The following is an 18,576-nucleotide window of genomic DNA, read 5'->3' on the forward strand; positions in this document are numbered from 1 at the left end:
CCGGCGGCCCGGCGCACGCGGACGCCGGGGGCCGCGGGGACGCGGAGGACCGCACGGGCGGGCCGGCCTGGCCGGAGCCCGACCCCGTCACGGAGGAGGACTTCCTGTGAGCCACGACGGGCGGCCGACGCGCACCCCGGCCCGAACGGCACGGGCGCGGCACGCCGTGCCGGGCCACCCGCTTCGCCGAGGAGGCGCGCGATGACCGGAATCCTGAGCACCGGGACCGGGCCGGAGGCGGACACGGCACCCGGAGCGGAGACGTCCCAGGGCTTCGACCCGGGGGCGGCGGCCGCCCGGGCCACCGCCGCCATCCTGCGCGACACGCTGCACGGCAGCCACCGCGGCGTGGTGGTGGACTCGCCGCCGGGCGCCGGCAAGTCGACTCTCGTCGTGCGCGCGGCCCGCGAACTGGCCGCGGCGGGGCGGCCGCTCATGGTGGTCGCGCAGACCAACGCACAGGTGGACGACCTGGTCCTCCGCCTCGCCGAGAAGGACCCGGAGCTGCCCGTAGGACGGCTGCACAGCAGCGACGCCGACCCCTACGACCGGGCGCTCGACGCGCTGGACAACGTCCGCAAGTCGTCCAGGGCGGGAGATCTAGCCGGCCTCGACGTCGTCGTCTCGACGGCCGCGAAGTGGGCGCACGTCCAGGGCGTCGAGCCGTGGGGGCACGCCATCGTGGACGAGGCGTACCAGATGCGGTCGGACGCGCTGCTCGCGGTGGCCGGGCTGTTCGAACGGGCGCTGTTCGTCGGCGACCCCGGGCAGCTCGACCCGTTCAGCATGGTGGGCGCCGAGCAGTGGGCGGGGCTCTCCTACGACCCGTCGGCGAGCGCCGTCTCCACCCTCCTCGCGCACAATCCCGAACTGCCGCAGCACCGCCTGCCGGTGTCCTGGCGGCTGCCCGCGTCGGCGGCGCCGCTGGTCTCACGCGCCTTCTACCCGTACACGCCCTTCCGCAGCGGCACGGACCACGGGGACCGGAGCCTCTCGTTCGGCGTCGCGTCGGACGGCACCGGCACCGACCGGGTGCTGGACGAGGCCGCGGAGTCCGGCTGGGGGCTGCTCGAACTGCCCGCGCGGCGCACGCCCCGCACCGACCCGGAGGCGGTGCACGCGCTCGCGCACGTCGTGCGCAGGCTGCTGGATCGCGGCTGCGTCGCGACGAGCGAGCGCGCGGAGGGTCCGGTGCCGGTGACGGCCGACCGCGTCGCCGTGGGCACGGCCCACCGCGACCAGGCCGCCGTCGTCCGTGCGGCACTCGCCGAACTGGGCGTCCACGGGGTCGCGGTGGACACCGCAAACCGGCTCCAGGGGCGCGAGTTCGACGTGACGGTCGTGCTGCACCCCCTCTCCGGCCGGCCCGACGCCACCGCCTTCCACCTGGAGACCGGCCGCCTGTGCGTGCTCGCCTCCCGGCACCGGCACGCCTGCGTGGTGGTCTGCCGGGCCGGAGTGGCGGACTTGCTGGACGACCATCCCTCCACGGAGCCCGTCCAGCTCGGCGTCAGCGTCAAGTTCCCGGACGGCTGGGAGGCCAACCACGCGGTGCTGGCACATCTCGCCGAGCACCGGGTGGCGTGGCGGGGGTGAGGCGCGGGGAGCCCGCGGCCCGAGCGGAGGAGCCGGGAGTCCGCGACCGGGCGGGGGCGCCCGGAGCCGGCGGCCAGGGGGCGGGCGCGGCCCGTGGGCGGCCCGAACGGCGCGGGCGGATGCTCCGGAGGGCTCCGTACGGTCAGAGCGGCCTGGCGGGGCCCGCGCCGGAGCGGGCCAGGAACGCGTCCACGCCCTGGGCGCGGCGCTGCGGCAGCAGGACGCGGACGGTCGTCGCCAGCATCCCCCGGATCCGGGACGACGTGACGTCCTGCAACAGGTCGAGCGCCGCCTGCCCGGCGGCCGCGGCCTCGTCGGGGGAGCCCGAGCGGGCCAGCGCGGTGGCCAGTTCGACGCGGTACAGCGCGAGATTGCGGGCGAAGCGCTCGTCCTGCAGGGCGGTCGCCCGGTAGGCGTGGCGGGCGGCGCGCGGCCAGTCGCCGAGTGCGGCGTGGCAGCGCGCGTCGAGCCAGGCCAGCTCCGGCTCGCCGAAGAAGGACATCCACTCCGGGTCGCCGTCCGAGGGGCCGCGCTCGAACAGGGCGTGCGCCCGGGTCAGGTTCGCGGTCGTCGCGCTGCGGTCGCCCAGCCCCGCCCAGCCGGCCGCCTCCCGCAGGGCGAGCAGCGACATCAGACGCGGGGACGCCAGCCGGGCCGCCGCGCGCCGGCCGGCCTGTGCGGCGCGTACCGCCTCCCGGTGCCGGCCGGCGTCGTCGGCGAGGAAGGCCGTGTTGCAGAACGCGTGGGCCTCCAGCGCCGCGTCGTCCGAGACCCGGGCCGTGGCCAGTGCCTCCGCGTAGTGCGACCTGGCCTGTTCGAAGCGGCCGGAGTCGTGCGCGAGCCAGCCGACGCTGAGGGCCAGTTCGCCAGCGCCCGCGTGCAGCCGGTCCGACAGCGACCGGCCCGCGACATGCCCGGAGTCGAGGAGCGCGTACGCGGCCTGCAGCGGCCCGGTCGCCCGGCGGAACAGGCCGTCCGCGCCGTGCCGGTCGTCCAGCAGGCGGATGCGCCGCACCTCGTCCTCCACGGCACGCACCTCGGGTTCGCCGAGGCGGACGCGTCCGGGGCTGCCGTTGCGCGGGGCCGGTACCGACAGGGGTGCGAACGCCGCACCGGCGCTGCCGCTCGCCATGAAGGCACGACGCAGCATGTCGCTCTCCTCGTCCGGATCGTGGGGGTCGTGGGGGTCGTCGGGGTGGTCGGGGTGGTCGGGGTCCGCCCGGCCGTCGGGAGCACCGGAGCCGCCGCCGTGGCGCTCCGGGCGGTCGCGACGGCCGGAGCCTTCGTACAGGGGCACGAACACGGGGTGCTGCCCGCCGGACGCCGTGCCCGGGGCCGCCGGCGGCGCGGCCCGGTCCGGGTCCCCGGGACGGGCCGCCCGGGCCCGCACCCCCCGTCCCCGCACCGCCTCCCGTGCGAAGAAGCCCAGGTCCGCCAGGGACTTGCCCGGGAACATGTGCAGGAAGACCCGTTCGTACGCGTAGTTGGGGCAGCGGATCTCGCCCGATTCCACCCGTCCCACGTAGCGCGCGTCGCAGGCGACCTGTTCGCCGATCTCCCGCGCCGCCCTGCGCACCGCCGCCGCGAACTCGCCCGCGGAGCGCGAGCCCCGCAAGGTGCGGAAGGCGGCGTTGGGAACTGCCGGTGACGTCGCCATGGCCGAGCCCTTCCTGTCGTGCGGGGCAAGAACGTACCCGCTGTCACGCCGCGCGCACACAGAGTTTGGGCACAAACCGGATATCCCGCCCACGATCTGCCATGAACTGCCACCCTTTGCGGCGGCGTGCCGCCGTAGCTGTTGACGCCGCGGAACGTTTAACCCTTCGGAGACGTGCGACGGCTGCGCGGGCTGCGGGAGGGCGGTGCCCCCGAGGGGACCGGCACTGGTTGCGGGGGTCGCGGGGCCGGGGGACGCTGGTAGCGCGGTGCGCGGAGCGGCGTGCCGTACGAGGTTTGCGCGTACCTCGCGGACGTGCGGACGTACCGCCGCACGGTGGCCGGGACAGCTGGACGTCCCTGCCCGCGGCGGTGCGGCCGCCGGTACCGCGCGGGGCGCACGAGGTAGCCGCCGCCCCGGCCCCGGCCGGGCGGAACTCCCGCTTGGAGGCGAGAGATGCCTGAAGTCACCGACCCGTACGCGCCGGGGACGCCCTGCTGGATCGACCTGATGGTGCCGGACCAGCAGGCCGCGCTCGACTTCTACCGGGACCTGTTCGGCTGGCAGGGCGAGGTGGGGCCGGAGGAGTACGGGGGCTACGCGGTGTGCACCCAGCGCGGCCGGCCGGTCGCCGGGATCATGTCGACCGCGTCCGCCGACGGCGGACCGCCTCCCCCGCCCAGTTGGACGACGTACTTCGCGAGCGCGGACATCGGCAGCACGGAGAGCCGGGTCGTGGACGAGGGCGGGGCGCTGCTGGTGCCGCCGATGCAGGTGGGCGAACTCGGCTGGATGATGATCGGCGCGGATCCGCAGGGGGCGGTGTTCGGCCTGTGGCAGGCGAAGGACTTCCCCGGTGCGGGGATCGTCAACGAGCACGGCGCGCTGATGTGGAACCAGCTGATCACATCGGAGATCCGGGGTGCGGGCGAGTTCTACCGGGCGCTGGGGATGGAGTGCCTGCCGCTGCCGGGCATGCCGGGCTTCACGGGCTTCAGGGTGCAGGGCCAGACGGTCGCAGGCGTCCAGGACATGCACAACATGAAGGAGCGCGTGACCCCGCACTGGCTCGTGCACTTCGCCGTGGACGACGTGGACAGCTCGGTCGACGCCGTGGTCCGGGCGGGCGGGTCGCTGCGGGTGCCGGCGTTCGACCTGGAGAAGGTCGGCAGGCTGTCCGTCGTGGAGGACCCGCAGGGCGCTCTGTTCGCGATGATCGCGCCGATCGGACAGGCGGCCTGAGGTCCGGCCGCGCGACCACCGACCGGCCCGGCCACCCCGGAGACGGCGCCGACGACCGCGGCCCGGGGCGCAGGGGCGGCCCACGAAGGACGGGCCCGGCGGGTGGGCGCGAACGGGCCGCGCGGCGTGGACCGCCGCCGTTCAGCGCGAGGGGCTCCGGGGCGCGTGGGGCTGCGCCAGGACGAGGTACCGCGGTGGCACCGCGGCCGTCAGCCAGACGCCGTTCGCGGTGCGGTGGAACATCAGCCCGGCGCCGTGCATCGCGCCGGCGTCCACGGTGAGCACGAGGGGCCTGCCACGGCGGGCGCCGACCCGCGTCGCCGTGTCCCGGTCGGGGGACAGGTGGACGTGATGGCGGCTCATCGATCGCAGGCCCTGGGCCCGGATGGCGGGGAGACTGCGGGCGACCGTGCCGTGGTACAGGTACGCGGGCGGTTCGACGGCCGGAAGCCCCAGGTCGACGGGTACGGAGTGTCCCTGCAGGGCCCGGATGCGCCCGTCCTCGACGGTGAACCGGCGCTTGTCGTTGACGGCCACCACGTGCTCCAGCTCCTCGCGGCCGATCGGGAAGCCGTCCGCGGCGGCGGCCGCGAGCAGTTCCTCGACCGGTACGGAGCCTCGCGCGTCGAGGGCGAGGCCGATGCGGTCGGGGCGATGGCGCAGGTGCAGGGACAGGTAGCGCGACACCTTCACCGCGCGCTGCTCATCGGATCCTCCTCTTTTATGGTCATTCATATGGTCCATATCGTCAGAATGTTCCTGTGGCGCGCTGGACCGCCAGTGATTTTCGGCTGTTCATCGAGGCGATGTTTGATCCACAGGTAACCCCGGTTATCCACAGGCGTGTTGAGCAAGTTGTGGACAACGGGCCCCTGCGGCAACCGGCTTGGGGCAAGTGCCGTGTGAGGAAGGGCTGGTGATGCCCCGGCGGACAACTGGCCCGTGCTGTGACCGGAGCTGCCCAAGTGGCATGCCACAGATGTGGTCTGACGCGACGTCACTCACGTCACAGGCGACCGACGTTGGAACCCGGCCCCGGGGAGTCCCCGGACGACTCCGGGTAACGGTCCCGAAAATCCCGGCCGCCCCCGGGCGCCGCACCGGCCGCCTTCCTCAGAGCCTCGGTTGCATCCTCGCCAGCGCCGAACGCGCCCCGCGCGACAGCCGGTCCAGGGCCCGTAGGCCGTGGGCCTCGGGCGTCACCGGGACGATCGCGTCGTTGCGCACGACCGCGCGCAGCACCGCGTCCGCGACGCGCTCCGGCGGGAAGTCCCGCATCCCGTAGAGGCTGGTCGTACGGCGCCGCAGACGGTCCTGCTCCTCGGCGCTCACGCCCGTGAAGCGGGCGGTCGCCGTGATGCCCGTCGCGACGAATCCGGGGCACACGGCGGAGACGCCGATGCCCCGGTCGCCGAGCTCCGCGCGCAGGCACTCGCTGAGCATGAGCACCGCCGCCTTCGAGGTGCAGTAGGCGGGGAGCGCGCGCGAGGGCTGGAAGGCGGCGGCGGACGCGGTGTTGACGATGTGCCCGCCCTGCCCCCGCTCGGCCATCAGGCGGCCGAAGAGGCGGCAGCCGTGGATGACTCCCCACAGGTTGGCGTCGAGCACCTTCCGCCAGTCCTCGGCGCTGGTGTCGAGGAAGGGGCCCGACATCCCGATGCCCGCGTTGTTGACGAGGACCTCGGGCACTCCGTACGCCTTCTCGACCCGGGCCGCCAGACTCTCCATGGACCGCTCGTCCCCGACGTCCGCCTGCTCCGCCCAGGCCTGGCGGGCCCCCGCGACGCTCGCCTCGCCCGCGGTGAGTGCCGCCCCCTCGCCGTCGATGTCCACGGCGAGGACCCGGGCGCCCGCCCGTGCGAAGGCGAGGGCGGTGGCCCGGCCGATGCCGCTCGCCGCACCCGTCACCAGGACGAGCCGCCCGGCGAAGCGCGCCGTCTCCGCGCGCGAGCGGTCCGCGCTGCGCACCGCCTCCGCCGACGGACGCCCGCCTCCCGTCAGAAGCTCCCCGCCGCCCGCCGTGTCCTGCCGCGGGAGGGCGGTGTCGCGCCGGGAGGGGGCATCGAGGGCCGCGGGGCCGAGCGGGTCCTCGACGCCCGCCGCATCCCTCTCGCGGTCGGTGACGAAGTCGCCGATCCAGGTGGCCAGCTGGTCCGGACGGGTGCGCGGGACCCAGTGCCCGGCCCGTACCGTGCGGCGGGTCAGGCGTGGGACCCAGTGGTCGAGGCCGTCGTAGAGCCGCTCCGAGAGGAAGGGATCGCCGGTCGGCACGATGAGCTGGACGGGCACGTGGGCGAAGGCGTCGGCACGGGGGCGCCGCATCCGCGCGCGGACGTTGTCGCGGTAGAGCCAGGCGCCGTTGGCGGCGTCCTCGGACAGGGTCGGCGCGGGGTACGCGTCCTCGCCGGCCGCCTCCGGCAGCTTCTCGGACTTGCGCAGCAGGACGGGCCAGCGCCGTCCGAGCGGGCCGCGCCAGGCGAGTTCGGGCAGCGCGGGCGTGTGCAGCGCGTACACGTACCAGGACCGCGCGCCCTGCGAGAGGAGTTGCGCGACGGCCCGGGGCGAGCGCGCGGCGGCGCGGTCGCGCAGCCAGTGGCCCAGGTGGTCGAGGGAGGGCCCCGACAGGGACGTGAACGACGCGAGCCGGCCCCGGGTGCGCGGGCTCGTGGCGAACTCCCAGCCCTGGACGGAGCCCCAGTCGTGGCCCACGAGATGCACCGGACGGCCGGGGCTGACGGCGTCCGCCACGGCGAGGAAGTCGTCCGTGAGCCTCTCCAGCGTGAACCCCCCGCGCAGCGGGTGCGGCGCGGCCGAGCGGCCGTGGCCGCGCACGTCGTACAGGACGACGTGGAAGCGCGGCGCGAGACGCCGGGCCACGGGCAGCCAGACCTCCTTGCTGTCCGGATAGCCGTGCACGAGGACGACCGTGGGGCGGTCGGGCCCCGGCGCGCCGAACTCCGCCACGTCGAGCGTGAGACGGCCGGCGTGGACCGTGCGAGGGGTGGGCCGCGGGGCGGCCGGACGGCTGCTGGTCATGGTGTGGCGTCGCCTCCAGGATCGCGCTACGCGCTGGTAGCGTCACGCGTCGGCACGGGACACGTCAAGGCCGACGCCCCCGGCGGCACGCGTCCGCCTCCCTGTCCCTCCGCACGTCCCCCTCCTCGTCCAGCTTCACGTTCGCCTTCACGTCCACCTTCACGTCCACACCGACGTCCCACACCGCCGTCTCACACCAACGTCCGCGCCCGGTCCGGTCGCCGGACCGTCCCCGCAGCTGCCGGTCGTACCGTCCCCTCGGCTCTCCGGTCGTACCGTCCCCCGGCTCCCCGGCTGTACCGTCCGTCCGGCCCTCCGTCCGGCTCCCCGTCCGGACCGTCCCCCGCCTCCGCCTTGCGGGCGGCGCCCGGGCGGGCCGTGTACGACCCGAGGCTGACGCGAGACAGGCAGCAGGGCTGACGACCGGCGCACGCGGCACCGTTAGCGTCAAGGACGTGACTGCTGTGATTGCGACCGAAGGCCTGAGCAAGCGGTTCCCCCGGGTGACCGCGCTCGACCGGCTCTCCCTGGACATCGGGGCCGGTGTGACCGGACTCGTCGGCGCGAACGGCGCCGGCAAGTCCACGATGATCAAGATTCTTCTTGGTCTCTCGCCCGCGACGGAGGGCCGGGCCGCCGTGCTGGGCCTCGACGTGTCGACCAGCGGGGCGGAGATCAGGGAGCGCGTCGGCTACATGCCGGAGCACGACTGCCTGCCGCCGGACGTCTCGGCCACCGAGTTCGTCGTCCACATGGCGCGGATGTCGGGGCTGCCGCCCACCGCGGCGCGGGAGCGGACGGCGGACACGCTGCGCCACGTCGGCCTGTACGAGGAGCGCTACCGCCCGATCGGCGGCTACTCGACGGGCATGAAGCAGCGGGTGAAGCTCGCCCAGGCCCTCGTGCACGACCCGCAGTTGGTGCTGCTCGACGAGCCGACGAACGGGCTAGACCCGGTCGGCCGGGACGAGATGCTCGGGCTGATCCGCCGCGTGCACACCGACTTCGGCATCTCCGTGCTCGTCACCTCGCACCTGCTGGGCGAGCTGGAGCGCACCTGCGACCACGTCGTCGTCATCGACGGCGGGCGGCTCCTGCGCTCCAGCTCCACGAGCGACTTCACGCAGATGACGACGACACTCGCCGTCGAGGTCACCGACTCCGACGAGCACCCCGACGGCACCGGCGCGCTGCGCGACGCGCTCGCCGCGGCCGGCGTGACGCTCCTCGAGAGCAGCGAGCCGGGCCTGCCCGGCGCGGGCCACGTGCTCCTCGTGGAAGCGCGCGGCGAGGACGTCCACGACACCGTGCGCGACACCGTCGCACAACTCGGTCTCGGTCTCGTCCGCATGGAGCAGCGGCGCCACCACATCGCCGAGGTCTTCCGGCAGGAGAAGGAGGAAGTCTCCGCATGAGCACCCCCAGCGGAACCGTCCCGCCGCCCGGCGGCCCGGCGAACCCCGGCGGCGTGGGGCCGGGCGTCCCGGCCGCCGGCGCCACGCAGATCCACAACATCGGCTACCGCAAGTACGACGGGCCCCGCCTCGGCCGCTCGTACGCCATGCGGTCCCTCTACACGCAGTCGCTGCGCGGGGCGTTCGGCCTCGGCAGGTCGGCGAAGTCGAAGGTGCTGCCGATGATCCTGTTCGCGGTGATGTGCCTGCCCGCGGCGCTGGTCGTGGCGGTGGCCGTCGTGACCCACGCGAAGAACCTCGGCGTCGGCTACACCCGCTACGCGATCCTGCTGCAGGCCGTCATCGGCCTGTTCCTGGCGGCGCAGGCGCCGCAGTCCGTCTCGCGCGACCTGCGCTTTCGTACGGTGCCGCTCTACTTCTCGCGGCCCATCGAGCGCCGCGACTACGTCCTCGCGAAGTTCGGCGCCATGAGCAGCGCCCTGTTCGTCCTGACCGTCGCGCCCGTCGTCATCCTCTACATCGGCGCGCTGCTGGCGAAGATGGACTTCGGGGACCAGACGAAGGGCTTCGGCCAGGGGCTCGTGTCGGTGGCGGTGCTGTCGCTGCTGTTCGGCGGGATCGGGCTGGTCCTTGCGGCGTTCACCCCGCGCCGCGGGTTCGGCGTCGCCGCGGTGATCGCCACCCTCGTCATCTCCTACGGCGCCGTCTCCACGCTCCAGGCCATCATCTGGGCGGGCGAGCCGAGTTCGGCCATCACCTGGATCGGGCTGTTCTCGCCGATCACCCTGATCGACGGCCTCCAGACGGCCTTCCTCGGCGCGCACTCGGCGTTCCCCGGGGGCGTGGGCCCCGGTGCCGGCGCGGGCGTCGTCTACCTGCTCGTCATCGCCGGCCTCGTCGCCGGCTCGTACGGAGTCCTCATGCGCCGCTACCGGAAGGTCGGGCTGTGACCACGATCGAGATCGACCACGCCTCCCGCTGGTTCGGCAACGTCGTCGCCGTCAACGACGTCACCATGACGATCGGCCCGGGCGTGACGGGCCTCCTCGGCCCCAACGGCGCCGGCAAGTCCACCCTCATCAACATGATGGGCGGCTTCCTCGCGCCCTCGACCGGCACCGTCATGCTCGACGGCCGGCCGATCTGGCGCAACGAGGACGTGTACCGCGAGATCGGCATCGTGCCCGAGCGCGAGGCGATGTACGACTTCCTGACGGGCCTGGAATTCGTCGTCGCGAACGCCGAGTTGCACGGGCTCGGCACGCGCGAGGCGCACGCGGCGCTCGCCACCGTCGAGATGGAGTACGCGCAGGACCGCGCGATCTCCACGTACAGCAAGGGCATGCGCCAGCGCGTCAAGATGGCGTCGGCGCTCGTCCACAACCCGTCCGTGCTCCTGCTGGACGAGCCGTTCAACGGCATGGACCCGCGCCAGCGCATGCAACTCATGGATCTGCTGCGGCAGATGGGTGCGCAGGGCCGCACGGTGCTGTTCTCGTCGCACATCCTCGAAGAGGTCGAGCAACTCGCCTCGCACATCGAGGTGATCGTCGCCGGGCGGCACGCCGCGAGCGGCGACTTCCGCCGCATCCGCCGGCTGATGACGGACCGGCCGCACCGCTACCTCGTGCGCTCCAGCGACGACCGGGCGCTCGCCGCCGCGCTCATCGCGGACCCGTCGACGGCCGGCATCGAGGTGGACCTCGCCGAGGGCGCGCTGCGCGTGCAGGCCGTCGACTTCGGGCGGTTCACGACGCTGCTGCCGCAGGTCGCCCGCGCCCACTCGATCCGGCTCCTGACGGTCTCGCCGTCCGACGAGTCCCTCGAATCGGTCTTCTCCTACCTCGTCACCGCCTGACCGCGGCCCACACACCCAGAAAGGAGAGTGCACGCCACCATGTACAACCCCACCGTCGCGCGGCTCACCTACCGCGCCCTGCTGGGCAGGCGCCGGGCCGCGATCCTCTTCGTCCTGCCGGCCCTGCTGATCGTGATCTCGCTGGCCGTGCGGCTCGTCCGGGGCGCGGACGACGGCACCGCCTCCGACCTGCTCGGCGGCTTCGCCATCGCGACCATGGTCCCGCTGATCGGCGTGATCGCCGGCACCGGCGCGATCGGCCCCGAGATCGACGACGGATCGATCGTCTACCTGCTGTCGAAGCCGGTGAAGCGGCCGACCGTCATCATCACGAAGCTCTTCGTCGCGATCGCCGTGACGATGGCCTTCTCCGCGATCCCGACACTGATCGCCGGGTTCATCCTCAACGGCAACGGCGGGCAGATCGCGATCGCCTACACCGTCGCCGCGCTCGTCGCGTCGATCGCGTACAGCGCGCTGTTCCTGCTGCTCGGCACCGTCAGCCGGCACGCGGTCGTCATCGGCCTCGTGTACGCGCTGGTGTGGGAGGCGCTGTTCGGCAGCATGGTCCCCGGCGCGCGGACGCTGAGCGTGCAGCAGTGGGCGCTGGCGCTGGCCCAGCGGATCGCCGGTGAGGGCGCCGTGTCCTCGGACGTCGGCCTGCCGGCCGCGGTGATCCTGCTGGTGGTGGTCACGGGCGGCGCGACCTGGTACGCGGGCCGGCGGCTGCGGACGCTGACCCTGGCCGGCGAGGAGTAGGACGGCCCAGGACCCGTGGGACGGGCCAGGCCCCCGGCCCCTCGCGGGGACCGGGGGCCTGCGGCGTTCGGACGCTCGGCGGCGGGGCGGGGCGGGGCCGGGCCGGGCCCCTGCGTCGCCCCTCGCCCTCACCGGGGCGAGACCAGCGCCTCCTTGACGAACCAGCCCTTGCCGCCGTCGGCCTCCCGGTGGCCGGTCTGCGTCAGCAGCAGGTTGTTGGTCTCCGGTGCCCACATCAGTCCGGTCACGCCGCCGATCAGCGACACGACCCCCATGAACACCATCGACCAGCTCAGCCCGAGGTGGTCGAGGGACAGCGGCAGCAGGAAGGTGCCCATCGCGGCGCCGATGCGGCTCGCCGCCGACGACAGGCCGACGCCCGAGGTGCGGATCGACGTCGGGAAGACCTCGTCCGGGTAGATGCCGGGCAGGATGCTCATGATCCCGTAGCTGAAGAGGTAGCCGAAGAAGCACACCGTGGCGAGCCACACGGGCAGGATCGAGCCGAGCGCGACGACGAAGAGCATCAGCGCGCAGACGAACATGGGCCAGATCAGGATCGTGCGCCGCCCGACGCGGTCCACCAGCCACCAGCCCGTCGCCGCGCCCGCCAGCGCGATGACCGTACCGAGCAGGGCGCCCGCGAGCGCGGACCCGCCGAGGCCGATGGCCCGCAGGACCGTCGGCTGGAAGAAGGTCAGCGCGAAGTACGGCAGGACGATGCAGATCCAGAAGACGCAGGTGAAGACGGTGCGGCGCAGGTAGTCGGGGGAGAACAGGTCCCGGTAGCGGGTCTGCTCCTGGCGCTCGGCGCGCCAGTCCTCGCTGTCCATGGAGACGCCGAGGTCCTCCTCGACGATCCGCGCGGCCTCCTCCTGGCGGCCCTTGGAGATCAGCCAGCGCGGCGACTCCGGCAGGCCGTGGCGGATCAGCAGGCAGGCGACGGCGGGGATGGCGCTCGCGGCGAGCGTGTAGTGCCAGGCGCCCGGCCAGTTGGTGTTGACGAGGTAGCCGACGAGGTACGCGACGACGTAGCCGACGTTCCACAGGATCTCGAGGATGCCGAGATAGTTGCCGCGTTTCTTGGTGGGCGCGAACTCGGCGAGCAGCGGTGAGCCGATGGAGTAGTCGGCGCCGACGGCGAGACCCATGATCAGGCCGAGTGCGAAGACCTGCCAGGCGGCCGTGACGAAGAACATCAGCACCGCGCAGGCGAGGAAGACCGAGAGGTCGATGGTGAACATCGGCCGGCGCCCGAGCTTGTCCGTGAGGTAGCCGAGGCAGAGCCCGCCGAAGAACGTGCCGATCAGCGTCGAGGACGAGATCAGCGAGTTCCAGGTCGAGGTGACACCGATGTCACGGGCCATCGCGGTGCCGGCCAGCGCGGCGGCGACGGACGCGAAGACGAATCCGTCGATGAACATGCCGCCGCCGGTGGCGACCGTCAGGCGGCGCAGGAAACGCCGGGTTCCGGGACTCGCCTGAGCCACCTCGCGGGGGTCGTGTGCAGCTGTCGTCATCTGGTTGCCTTCCGAACGTCGATGACCGGCCCCTCTCCAGAATCCGAGGAAACATTCCTGTGAATACGGTTTACGCGAAAACGGAGGGTGGCGCCCGCTCTGCGGCGAAGCCCCTGGAGCGCCCCCGAGAGCGGCACTCGCGCCCGCGGCGACACGGCGCGGGCAGCGCACCGGGCGTTCGGCACCGCCACCGCCACGGGCATCCCTTCACACGGGTGGTCAAAGCCGTGGCGCCCTTCCCCGGGGGGACCGATCTCGGCACGATCTAGCGGGGGCCCGCCCGGGCCCGCACGGCGCCACGACCAGGAGGAGGGCCCGGTGGCACCCATCGTTCTCGACGCACCGCGGGCGGAGCACCACCCCCGGGACCGGATCGGCATCGGCGAGCGGCGGCCCCGGCTGTCGTGGACGGTCGCCGAGGCGCCGCACGGCTGGGTGCAGGAGGGCTACGAGGTACAGGTGGTCCAGGAGGCGCGGGGCGGCGCCCTGCCGCCGTGGGAGAGCGGCCGCATCGACGGCGGCGACTCGGTGCTCGTGCCCTGGCCCGCGCCGCCCCTCGCGTCCCGGGACCGCCGCGCGGTGCGCGTGCGGGTGTGGGGCACGGGCGGCGGGGACGAGGGGCCGTCGCCGTGGAGCCCGCCGCTGACCGTGGAGGCCGGGCTGCTCGCCCCGGGCGACTGGACGGCCGTGATGGTCGGGCCCGACGGGGAGCGGGACCCGGGCGCCTGGGAGCGCACGGCGCTGCTGCGCGGCGGCTTCGAGCTGCCCGCGCCGCCCGCGTACGCCCGGCTCTACGCGACGGCCCGCGGCCTGTACGAGCTGGAGCTGAACGGCGACCGCGTCGGCGACGAGGTCCTCAGCCCGGGCTGGACCAGCTACCGCCGCAGGCTGCGCTACAGCACGTACGACGTGACGGACCTGCTGCACGCGGGCCCCAACGTGCTCGGCGCGCATCTCGCCGACGGCTGGTTCCGGGGCCGCATCGGCTACGGCGGCGGCACGCGGGACGTGTACGGGGAGCGCACCGGGCTGCTCGCCCAGTTGGAGGTGGTGTGCGGGGACGGCACCACCGTCCGCTTCGGCACCGGGCCCGGCTGGCAGTTCGCGCCCGGCCCGGCCCTGCGGGCGAGCCTGTACGACGGCGAGCACCACGACGCCCGCCTCGAACCGGCGGGCTGGTCGCGGCCGCCGGCCGGCGCCGGACCGGCCGGCGGCGCGTGGCCGGGCACCGGCGGCGGCGCGTGGCGGCCCGTGCGGGGCGCGGGTGACTTCGACCCGAGGACGCTGCGCGCGCCCACCGGCCCCCCGGTGCGGCACACGCAGGACGTCGAGCCGGTCGCCGTGACCCTCTCGCCTTCCGGCCGTACGATCCTCGACTTCGGGCAGAACCTCGTCGGCCGGCTGCGGCTTCGGCTGCGGGCCGGGTGGGAGGCCCGCGGCACCGAGGTCACCCTGCGGCACGCGGAGGTGCTCCAGGACGGTGAGCTGTGCGTGCGCCCGCTGCGGCGGGCCGAGGCCACCGACCGCTACGCCCTGGCCGGGCACCCGGAAGAGGTGTGGGAGCCCCGGTTCACCTTCCACGGCTTCCGCTACGCGGAGATCGAGGGCTGGCCCGGCGAGCTGGACCCGGCGGACGTGACGGCCCGGGTGATCGGCACCGACCTGCGGCGCACGGGCTGGTTCGCCTGCTCGGACGAGGACGTCGACCGGCTGCACGAGAACGTCGTGTGGAGCATGCGCGGCAACTTCGTCGACGTCCCGACGGACTGCCCCCAGCGCGACGAGCGCCTCGGCTGGACCGGTGACATCCAGGTCTTCACGCCGACCGCCGCGTTCCTGCACGACTGCGCCGGCATGCTCGCCTCCTGGCTGGGGGACCTGGCGGCGGACCAGTACGCGGACGGCACGGTGCCGCTGATCGTCCCCGAGGTCCCGACGCCCGAGTGGCTGCCCGCCTGGCCCATGGCCGTCTGGGGCGACGCGGCCGTGCTGATGCCCTGGGAGCTGTACCGGGCGTACGGCGACGAGGGACTGCTGCGCGACCGCTACGGCAGCGCGCGGGCCTGGGTCGACCGCGTCCTCGCGGGCGGGACCGACGGCTCGACGGGCCGCCAGCTCGGGGACTGGCTGGACCCGGCGGCGCCGCCCGACGACCCCTGGGCGGCCCGTACCGACGCGGGCCTGGTCGCCGCGGCGTACGCGGCCCGTTCCTCCGAGGTGCTCGCCCGGATCGCCGGGGTCCTCGGCGAGGACGCCGACGCCGAGCGCTACCGGACGGCCGCGGCCGGGGCGCGTGAGCGCTTCAGGGCCGCCCACGTCACCGCCGAGGGGCGGCTGACCAGCGACAGCCAGACGGCGTACGCGCTGGCGCTCGTCTTCGACCTGCTGCCGCCCGCGGAGGCCCGGGCGGCGGGCCGGCGCCTCGCCGAACTCGTCGCGGCCGACGGCCACCACATCGCCACGGGCTTCGCGGGCACCCCGGTGATCTGCGAGGCGCTGACGCGGGCCGGCGCGACGGAGGACGCGTACCGGCTGCTGCTGCAGCGGGAGTGCCCGTCCTGGCTGTACCCGGTGACGCGCGGCGCGACCACGGTGTGGGAGCGGTGGGACAGCCTCCTGCCGGACGGCACGGTCAACCCGGGCGAGATGACGTCGTTCAACCACTACGCCCTGGGTGCCGTGGCCGACTGGCTGCACGGCCGGGTCGCGGGCCTCGCGCCGGCGGCCCCCGGCTGGCGCAGGATCCGCGTGGCCCCGCGCCCCGGCGGCGGGCTGACCTGGGCACGCGCCCGCCACGACACGCCGTACGGGACGGCCGAGGTCCGCTGGCGGCTGCACCGGGGACGGCGCCTCGACGTGGAGTTCACCGTCCCGGTCGGCACCACGGCGGAGGTCGACCTGCCGGGCCTCGATCCCTACGTGGTCGGCCCGGGCGGCCACCGCGCCGGCGTGGACCTGCCCGCGCCGCCGCCGGCGTGACGCCCGGGCGTCCGGACACCGGCCGCGCGGAACCTGCCCGAGCCGCGCGTACGTTTCCGCGTGCCCTTCCGGCGGCCGGGCCCCCACGGCCCGTTCTCTTCCGGCGGCACGGGCCCGCCGCCAGGGGCCGGTCCCTGCCCCGCGGCGGGCCGGGCGGGACACGGGACGCCGGTGCGGCGACCCGGCTCAGGCCTCGTCCGGGCCCGTCCCGGCCGGGGCGGGCGCCCGCTCCCGCAGCTCGAACCAGATCATCTTGCCGTCGCCGCGCGGGTCGACCCCCCACTCGTCGGCGAGGACCTCCATCAGCACCAGGCCCCGGCCGCTCGACGCCATCTCGCCCGGCTTGCGGCGGTGCGGCAGTTGGTCGCTGGTGTCCGCGACCTCGACGCGCAGCGTGCGGCTGCCGGACTCACCGGCCGTTTGAGCGCAGACGAGGGCGTCGCCGTCGGTGTGCACCAGCACGTTCGTGATGATCTCGGAGACCATGAGGACCGCCGAGTCGACCTGGTCCTCGTCGGCCCAGTCGTGCAGCAGGGCCTGCAGCTGGTGGCGGGCGTCCGAGATGCGCTCCGGGTCGGCCTGGGCGATCGTCAGGGACGCCCGGCGCGGGGCCAGGAAGCCGCCGCCCGCGCGCGTGGGGTCGCGGGAGAGCAGCAGCAGGGCGATGTCGTCCTCCCGCCGCTCCGCGAGCGGACCCGTCGTGTAGTGGGAGATCGGCCCGTGGACGGACTGGATCAGGGCGTCCGCGAGCTTCTCCAGGGACTCCTTCTCCAGCGCGCTGTCGGTGTGCGTCTCGATGATCGGCCGCAGGCGGTCCCAGCCGGTGAACATGTCGTGCCCGCCGGTCTCGATCAGCCCGTCCGTGCAGAGCATGATCACTTCGCCGTGCCCGAGCACGAGCCGCGTCGTCGGGTAGTCGGAGTCGGTCTCGATGCCCAGCGGCAGGCCGCCGTCCGTCTTGCGGATGATCGCCGTGCCGTCGGCCATGCGGACCACCGGGTCGGGGTGGCCCGCGCGGGCGATGTCGAGGGTGCCGGTGACGGGGTCGACCTCCAGGTAGAGGCAGGTCGCGAAGCGCGGCCCGGCCTCCTCGTCCTCCTCCTCGTACGGGAGGCCGTCGCTGCCGACGATCGGGTGCTGCTGGAGCCCGGAGAAGAAGCGGGACGCGCGGGAGAGGACGGCGTCCGGCCGGTGGCCCTCGGAGGCGTAGGCGCGCAGCGCGATGCGCAGCTGCCCCATCAGACTGGCGGCCCGCACGTCGTGCCCCTGCACGTCGCCGATCACCAGGGCGAAGCGGCCCTCGCCGGCCGAGCCGCCGGGCAGCGGGATCATGTCGTACCAGTCGCCGCCGATGGCCAGGCCGCCGCCGGTCGGCACGTAGCGCGCGGCGACCGCCATGCCGGGCAGGTCGGGCGCGAGGCGCGGCATCATTGCCCGCTGCAGGCCCTGCGAGAGGGCGCGCTGCGTCTCCGCCTCGCCCGTGCGGGCCAGGGCCTGCGCCAGCATGCGGGCGACGTTCGTCAGGACGGCCCGCTCGTCGGGGGAGAAGGCCACCGGGTACGCGAAGGCCGCCATCCACGCGCCGATCGTGCGCCCCTGGAAGACCAGCGGCACGTACGCCCAGGACAGCCGGCCCATGGGCTCCACGTACGGCCACATCTCCGGGTAGCGGGTCTCGTACTCCTGCGGGGAGGAGAGGTAGACGGCGCGGCCGGTGCGCATCACTTCGGCCGCCGCGTAGTCCGCGTCGAGGGTGAGGTGCTCGTCGAAGGCCTCGGAGGTCTGCATGTCCCCGTGGATGCCGATGAGCTCGATCCGCTCCCCGGCCGCCTGGAACACGGCCAGGCCGTCCGGCGAGAAGCCCGGCATGGACAGGGAGGCGGCGATCCGCAGCACGTCCTGCGTGCTGTGGGCCTCGGCCAGCTCCCGGCCCGCGTCCAGCAGGAACGCCTCGCGGGAGCGGCGCCAGTCGCCGGTGACGGGTGAGCCGGCGACGACGGTGCCGGGGGCGGGCTCGGCGACCTCCTGCGTCGTGCCGACGAGCTTGCGCAGCAGGCCGATCCCGCTCGCCGACTCCTGCGGCTGCCCGCTCTCGCGCAGGTAGGGCTTGCAGCGCAGGCGCAGGGTGCGCAGCACCTGGCCCGTCGCGTCCACGATGCGCACCCGGCCCTCGGCGACGCTCCGCTCGGTGGCCGCGAGGCCGATGATGGAGCCGACCTCGTTCCAGTCGACGGGGTGCACGCGGGACCTGAGGTCGGGCACGTGCACGACGGCGGGGCTCGTGCCGAGCCCCAGCATCCTGGCCGCTTCGGCGTCGAGGGAAACCGCGCGAGATTCGATGTCCCAGCGCCACGTGCCCGTCGCGGTCGCCGACAGAACATCCTCTGTGCGCATTTTTCCACTCTATGGACAGGTTGTGCGTCCGTGCCACCGACGTCCGCCGTCTGCCGCGCCGCCCGCGGGCGGGTGCGGCGCTCGCCGGCGTGCGGGCGGCGGGGCGGACGGGCCGCCGGG

At 74.4% G+C, this 18,576-nt stretch carries 12 protein-coding genes; 7 read left to right on the plus strand and 5 right to left on the minus strand.

Annotated elements, in window-relative coordinates; all coding sequences use genetic code 11:
- Positions 1–201: 201 nt before the first annotated feature.
- Positions 202–1,596 (plus strand): AAA domain-containing protein, encoded by a 1,395-nt coding sequence (locus tag L1885_RS09505; RefSeq protein ID WP_235796587.1) that lies wholly within the window; start codon positions 202–204, stop codon positions 1,594–1,596.
- Between the two features lie 142 nt (positions 1,597–1,738).
- On the opposite strand, the gene L1885_RS09510 is transcribed toward L1885_RS09505, so the two are convergent.
- Positions 1,739–3,253, minus strand: a complete 1,515-nt coding sequence (locus L1885_RS09510; protein WP_235796588.1) for a tetratricopeptide repeat protein — start codon at positions 3,251–3,253, stop codon at positions 1,739–1,741.
- Positions 3,254–3,709: 456 nt separating this feature from the next.
- On the opposite strand from L1885_RS09510, the gene L1885_RS09515 reads away from it, so the two are divergent.
- Complete coding sequence (locus tag L1885_RS09515; RefSeq protein WP_235796589.1) at positions 3,710–4,495, plus strand: VOC family protein; 786 nt, start codon at positions 3,710–3,712, stop codon at positions 4,493–4,495.
- Between the two features lie 141 nt (positions 4,496–4,636).
- Here the strand turns inward: L1885_RS09515 and L1885_RS09520 are convergent, their stop codons facing one another.
- On the minus strand, positions 4,637–5,239 hold the full coding sequence (locus L1885_RS09520) for an RNA 2'-phosphotransferase (protein ID WP_235796590.1): 603 nt from the start codon (positions 5,237–5,239) through the stop codon (positions 4,637–4,639).
- A 369-nt stretch (positions 5,240–5,608) separates the two neighbouring features.
- Positions 5,609–7,531 carry an SDR family oxidoreductase gene (locus L1885_RS09525; protein WP_235796591.1) on the minus strand — a complete coding sequence of 641 codons (1,923 nt, stop codon included), beginning with the start codon at positions 7,529–7,531 and terminating at the stop codon, positions 5,609–5,611.
- A gap of 464 nt (positions 7,532–7,995) precedes the next feature.
- Between L1885_RS09525 and L1885_RS09530 the strand changes: the two genes are divergently transcribed.
- The 4 genes from L1885_RS09530 to L1885_RS09545 are packed head-to-tail and all read left to right on the plus strand — an operon-like array spanning position 7,996 to position 11,563.
- Entirely contained in the window at positions 7,996–8,946 is a 951-nt protein-coding gene (locus L1885_RS09530; protein ID WP_235796598.1) for an ABC transporter ATP-binding protein, read from the plus strand.
- Positions 8,943–9,896 (plus strand): ABC transporter permease, encoded by a 954-nt coding sequence (locus L1885_RS09535; protein WP_235796592.1) that lies wholly within the window; start codon positions 8,943–8,945, stop codon positions 9,894–9,896. Before L1885_RS09530 ends, L1885_RS09535 begins: the two co-directional genes overlap by 4 nt.
- On the plus strand, positions 9,893–10,804 hold the full coding sequence (locus L1885_RS09540; protein WP_235796593.1) for an ABC transporter ATP-binding protein: 912 nt from the start codon (positions 9,893–9,895) through the stop codon (positions 10,802–10,804). Before L1885_RS09535 ends, L1885_RS09540 begins: the two co-directional genes overlap by 4 nt.
- Before the next feature lie 39 nt (positions 10,805–10,843).
- Entirely contained in the window at positions 10,844–11,563 is a 720-nt protein-coding gene (locus L1885_RS09545; protein ID WP_235796594.1) for an ABC transporter permease, read from the plus strand.
- A 128-nt stretch (positions 11,564–11,691) separates the two neighbouring features.
- Here L1885_RS09545 and L1885_RS09550 read toward each other — a convergent pair whose 3' ends face one another.
- Positions 11,692–13,083: an MFS transporter gene (locus L1885_RS09550; protein WP_235796595.1), complete on the minus strand. Its 1,392-nt coding sequence runs from the start codon at positions 13,081–13,083 to the stop codon at positions 11,692–11,694.
- Positions 13,084–13,401: 318 nt separating this feature from the next.
- Between L1885_RS09550 and L1885_RS09555 the strand changes: the two genes are divergently transcribed.
- Positions 13,402–16,062, plus strand: a complete 2,661-nt coding sequence (locus L1885_RS09555) for a family 78 glycoside hydrolase catalytic domain (RefSeq protein ID WP_235796596.1) — start codon at positions 13,402–13,404, stop codon at positions 16,060–16,062.
- A 186-nt stretch (positions 16,063–16,248) separates the two neighbouring features.
- Here the strand turns inward: L1885_RS09555 and L1885_RS09560 are convergent, their stop codons facing one another.
- On the minus strand, positions 16,249–18,456 hold the full coding sequence (locus L1885_RS09560) for a SpoIIE family protein phosphatase (RefSeq protein ID WP_235796597.1): 2,208 nt from the start codon (positions 18,454–18,456) through the stop codon (positions 16,249–16,251).
- Positions 18,457–18,576: the final 120 nt, after the last annotated feature.

This window comes from Streptomyces fuscigenes (assembly GCF_021556455.1).
GTDB classification, from domain to species: Bacteria; Actinomycetota; Actinomycetes; order Streptomycetales; family Streptomycetaceae; genus Streptomyces; species Streptomyces fuscigenes.

Bases quoted from the DNA above. Each gene is read 5' to 3' on its own strand.
- L1885_RS09505 (WP_235796587.1), top strand. From the start codon at position 202: ATGACCGGAATCCTGAGCACCGGGACCGGGCCGGAGGCGGACACGGCA.
- L1885_RS09515 (WP_235796589.1), top strand. From the start codon at position 3,710: ATGCCTGAAGTCACCGACCCGTACGCGCCGGGGACGCCCTGCTGGATC.
- L1885_RS09560 (WP_235796597.1), bottom strand. From the start codon at position 18,456: ATGCGCACAGAGGATGTTCTGTCGGCGACCGCGACGGGCACGTGGCGC.
- L1885_RS09535 (WP_235796592.1), top strand. From the start codon at position 8,943: ATGAGCACCCCCAGCGGAACCGTCCCGCCGCCCGGCGGCCCGGCGAAC.
- L1885_RS09550 (WP_235796595.1), bottom strand. From the start codon at position 13,083: ATGACGACAGCTGCACACGACCCCCGCGAGGTGGCTCAGGCGAGTCCC.
- L1885_RS09510 (WP_235796588.1), bottom strand. From the start codon at position 3,253: ATGGCGACGTCACCGGCAGTTCCCAACGCCGCCTTCCGCACCTTGCGG.
- L1885_RS09520 (WP_235796590.1), bottom strand. From the start codon at position 5,239: ATGGACCATATGAATGACCATAAAAGAGGAGGATCCGATGAGCAGCGC.
- L1885_RS09545 (WP_235796594.1), top strand. From the start codon at position 10,844: ATGTACAACCCCACCGTCGCGCGGCTCACCTACCGCGCCCTGCTGGGC.
- L1885_RS09525 (WP_235796591.1), bottom strand. From the start codon at position 7,531: ATGACCAGCAGCCGTCCGGCCGCCCCGCGGCCCACCCCTCGCACGGTC.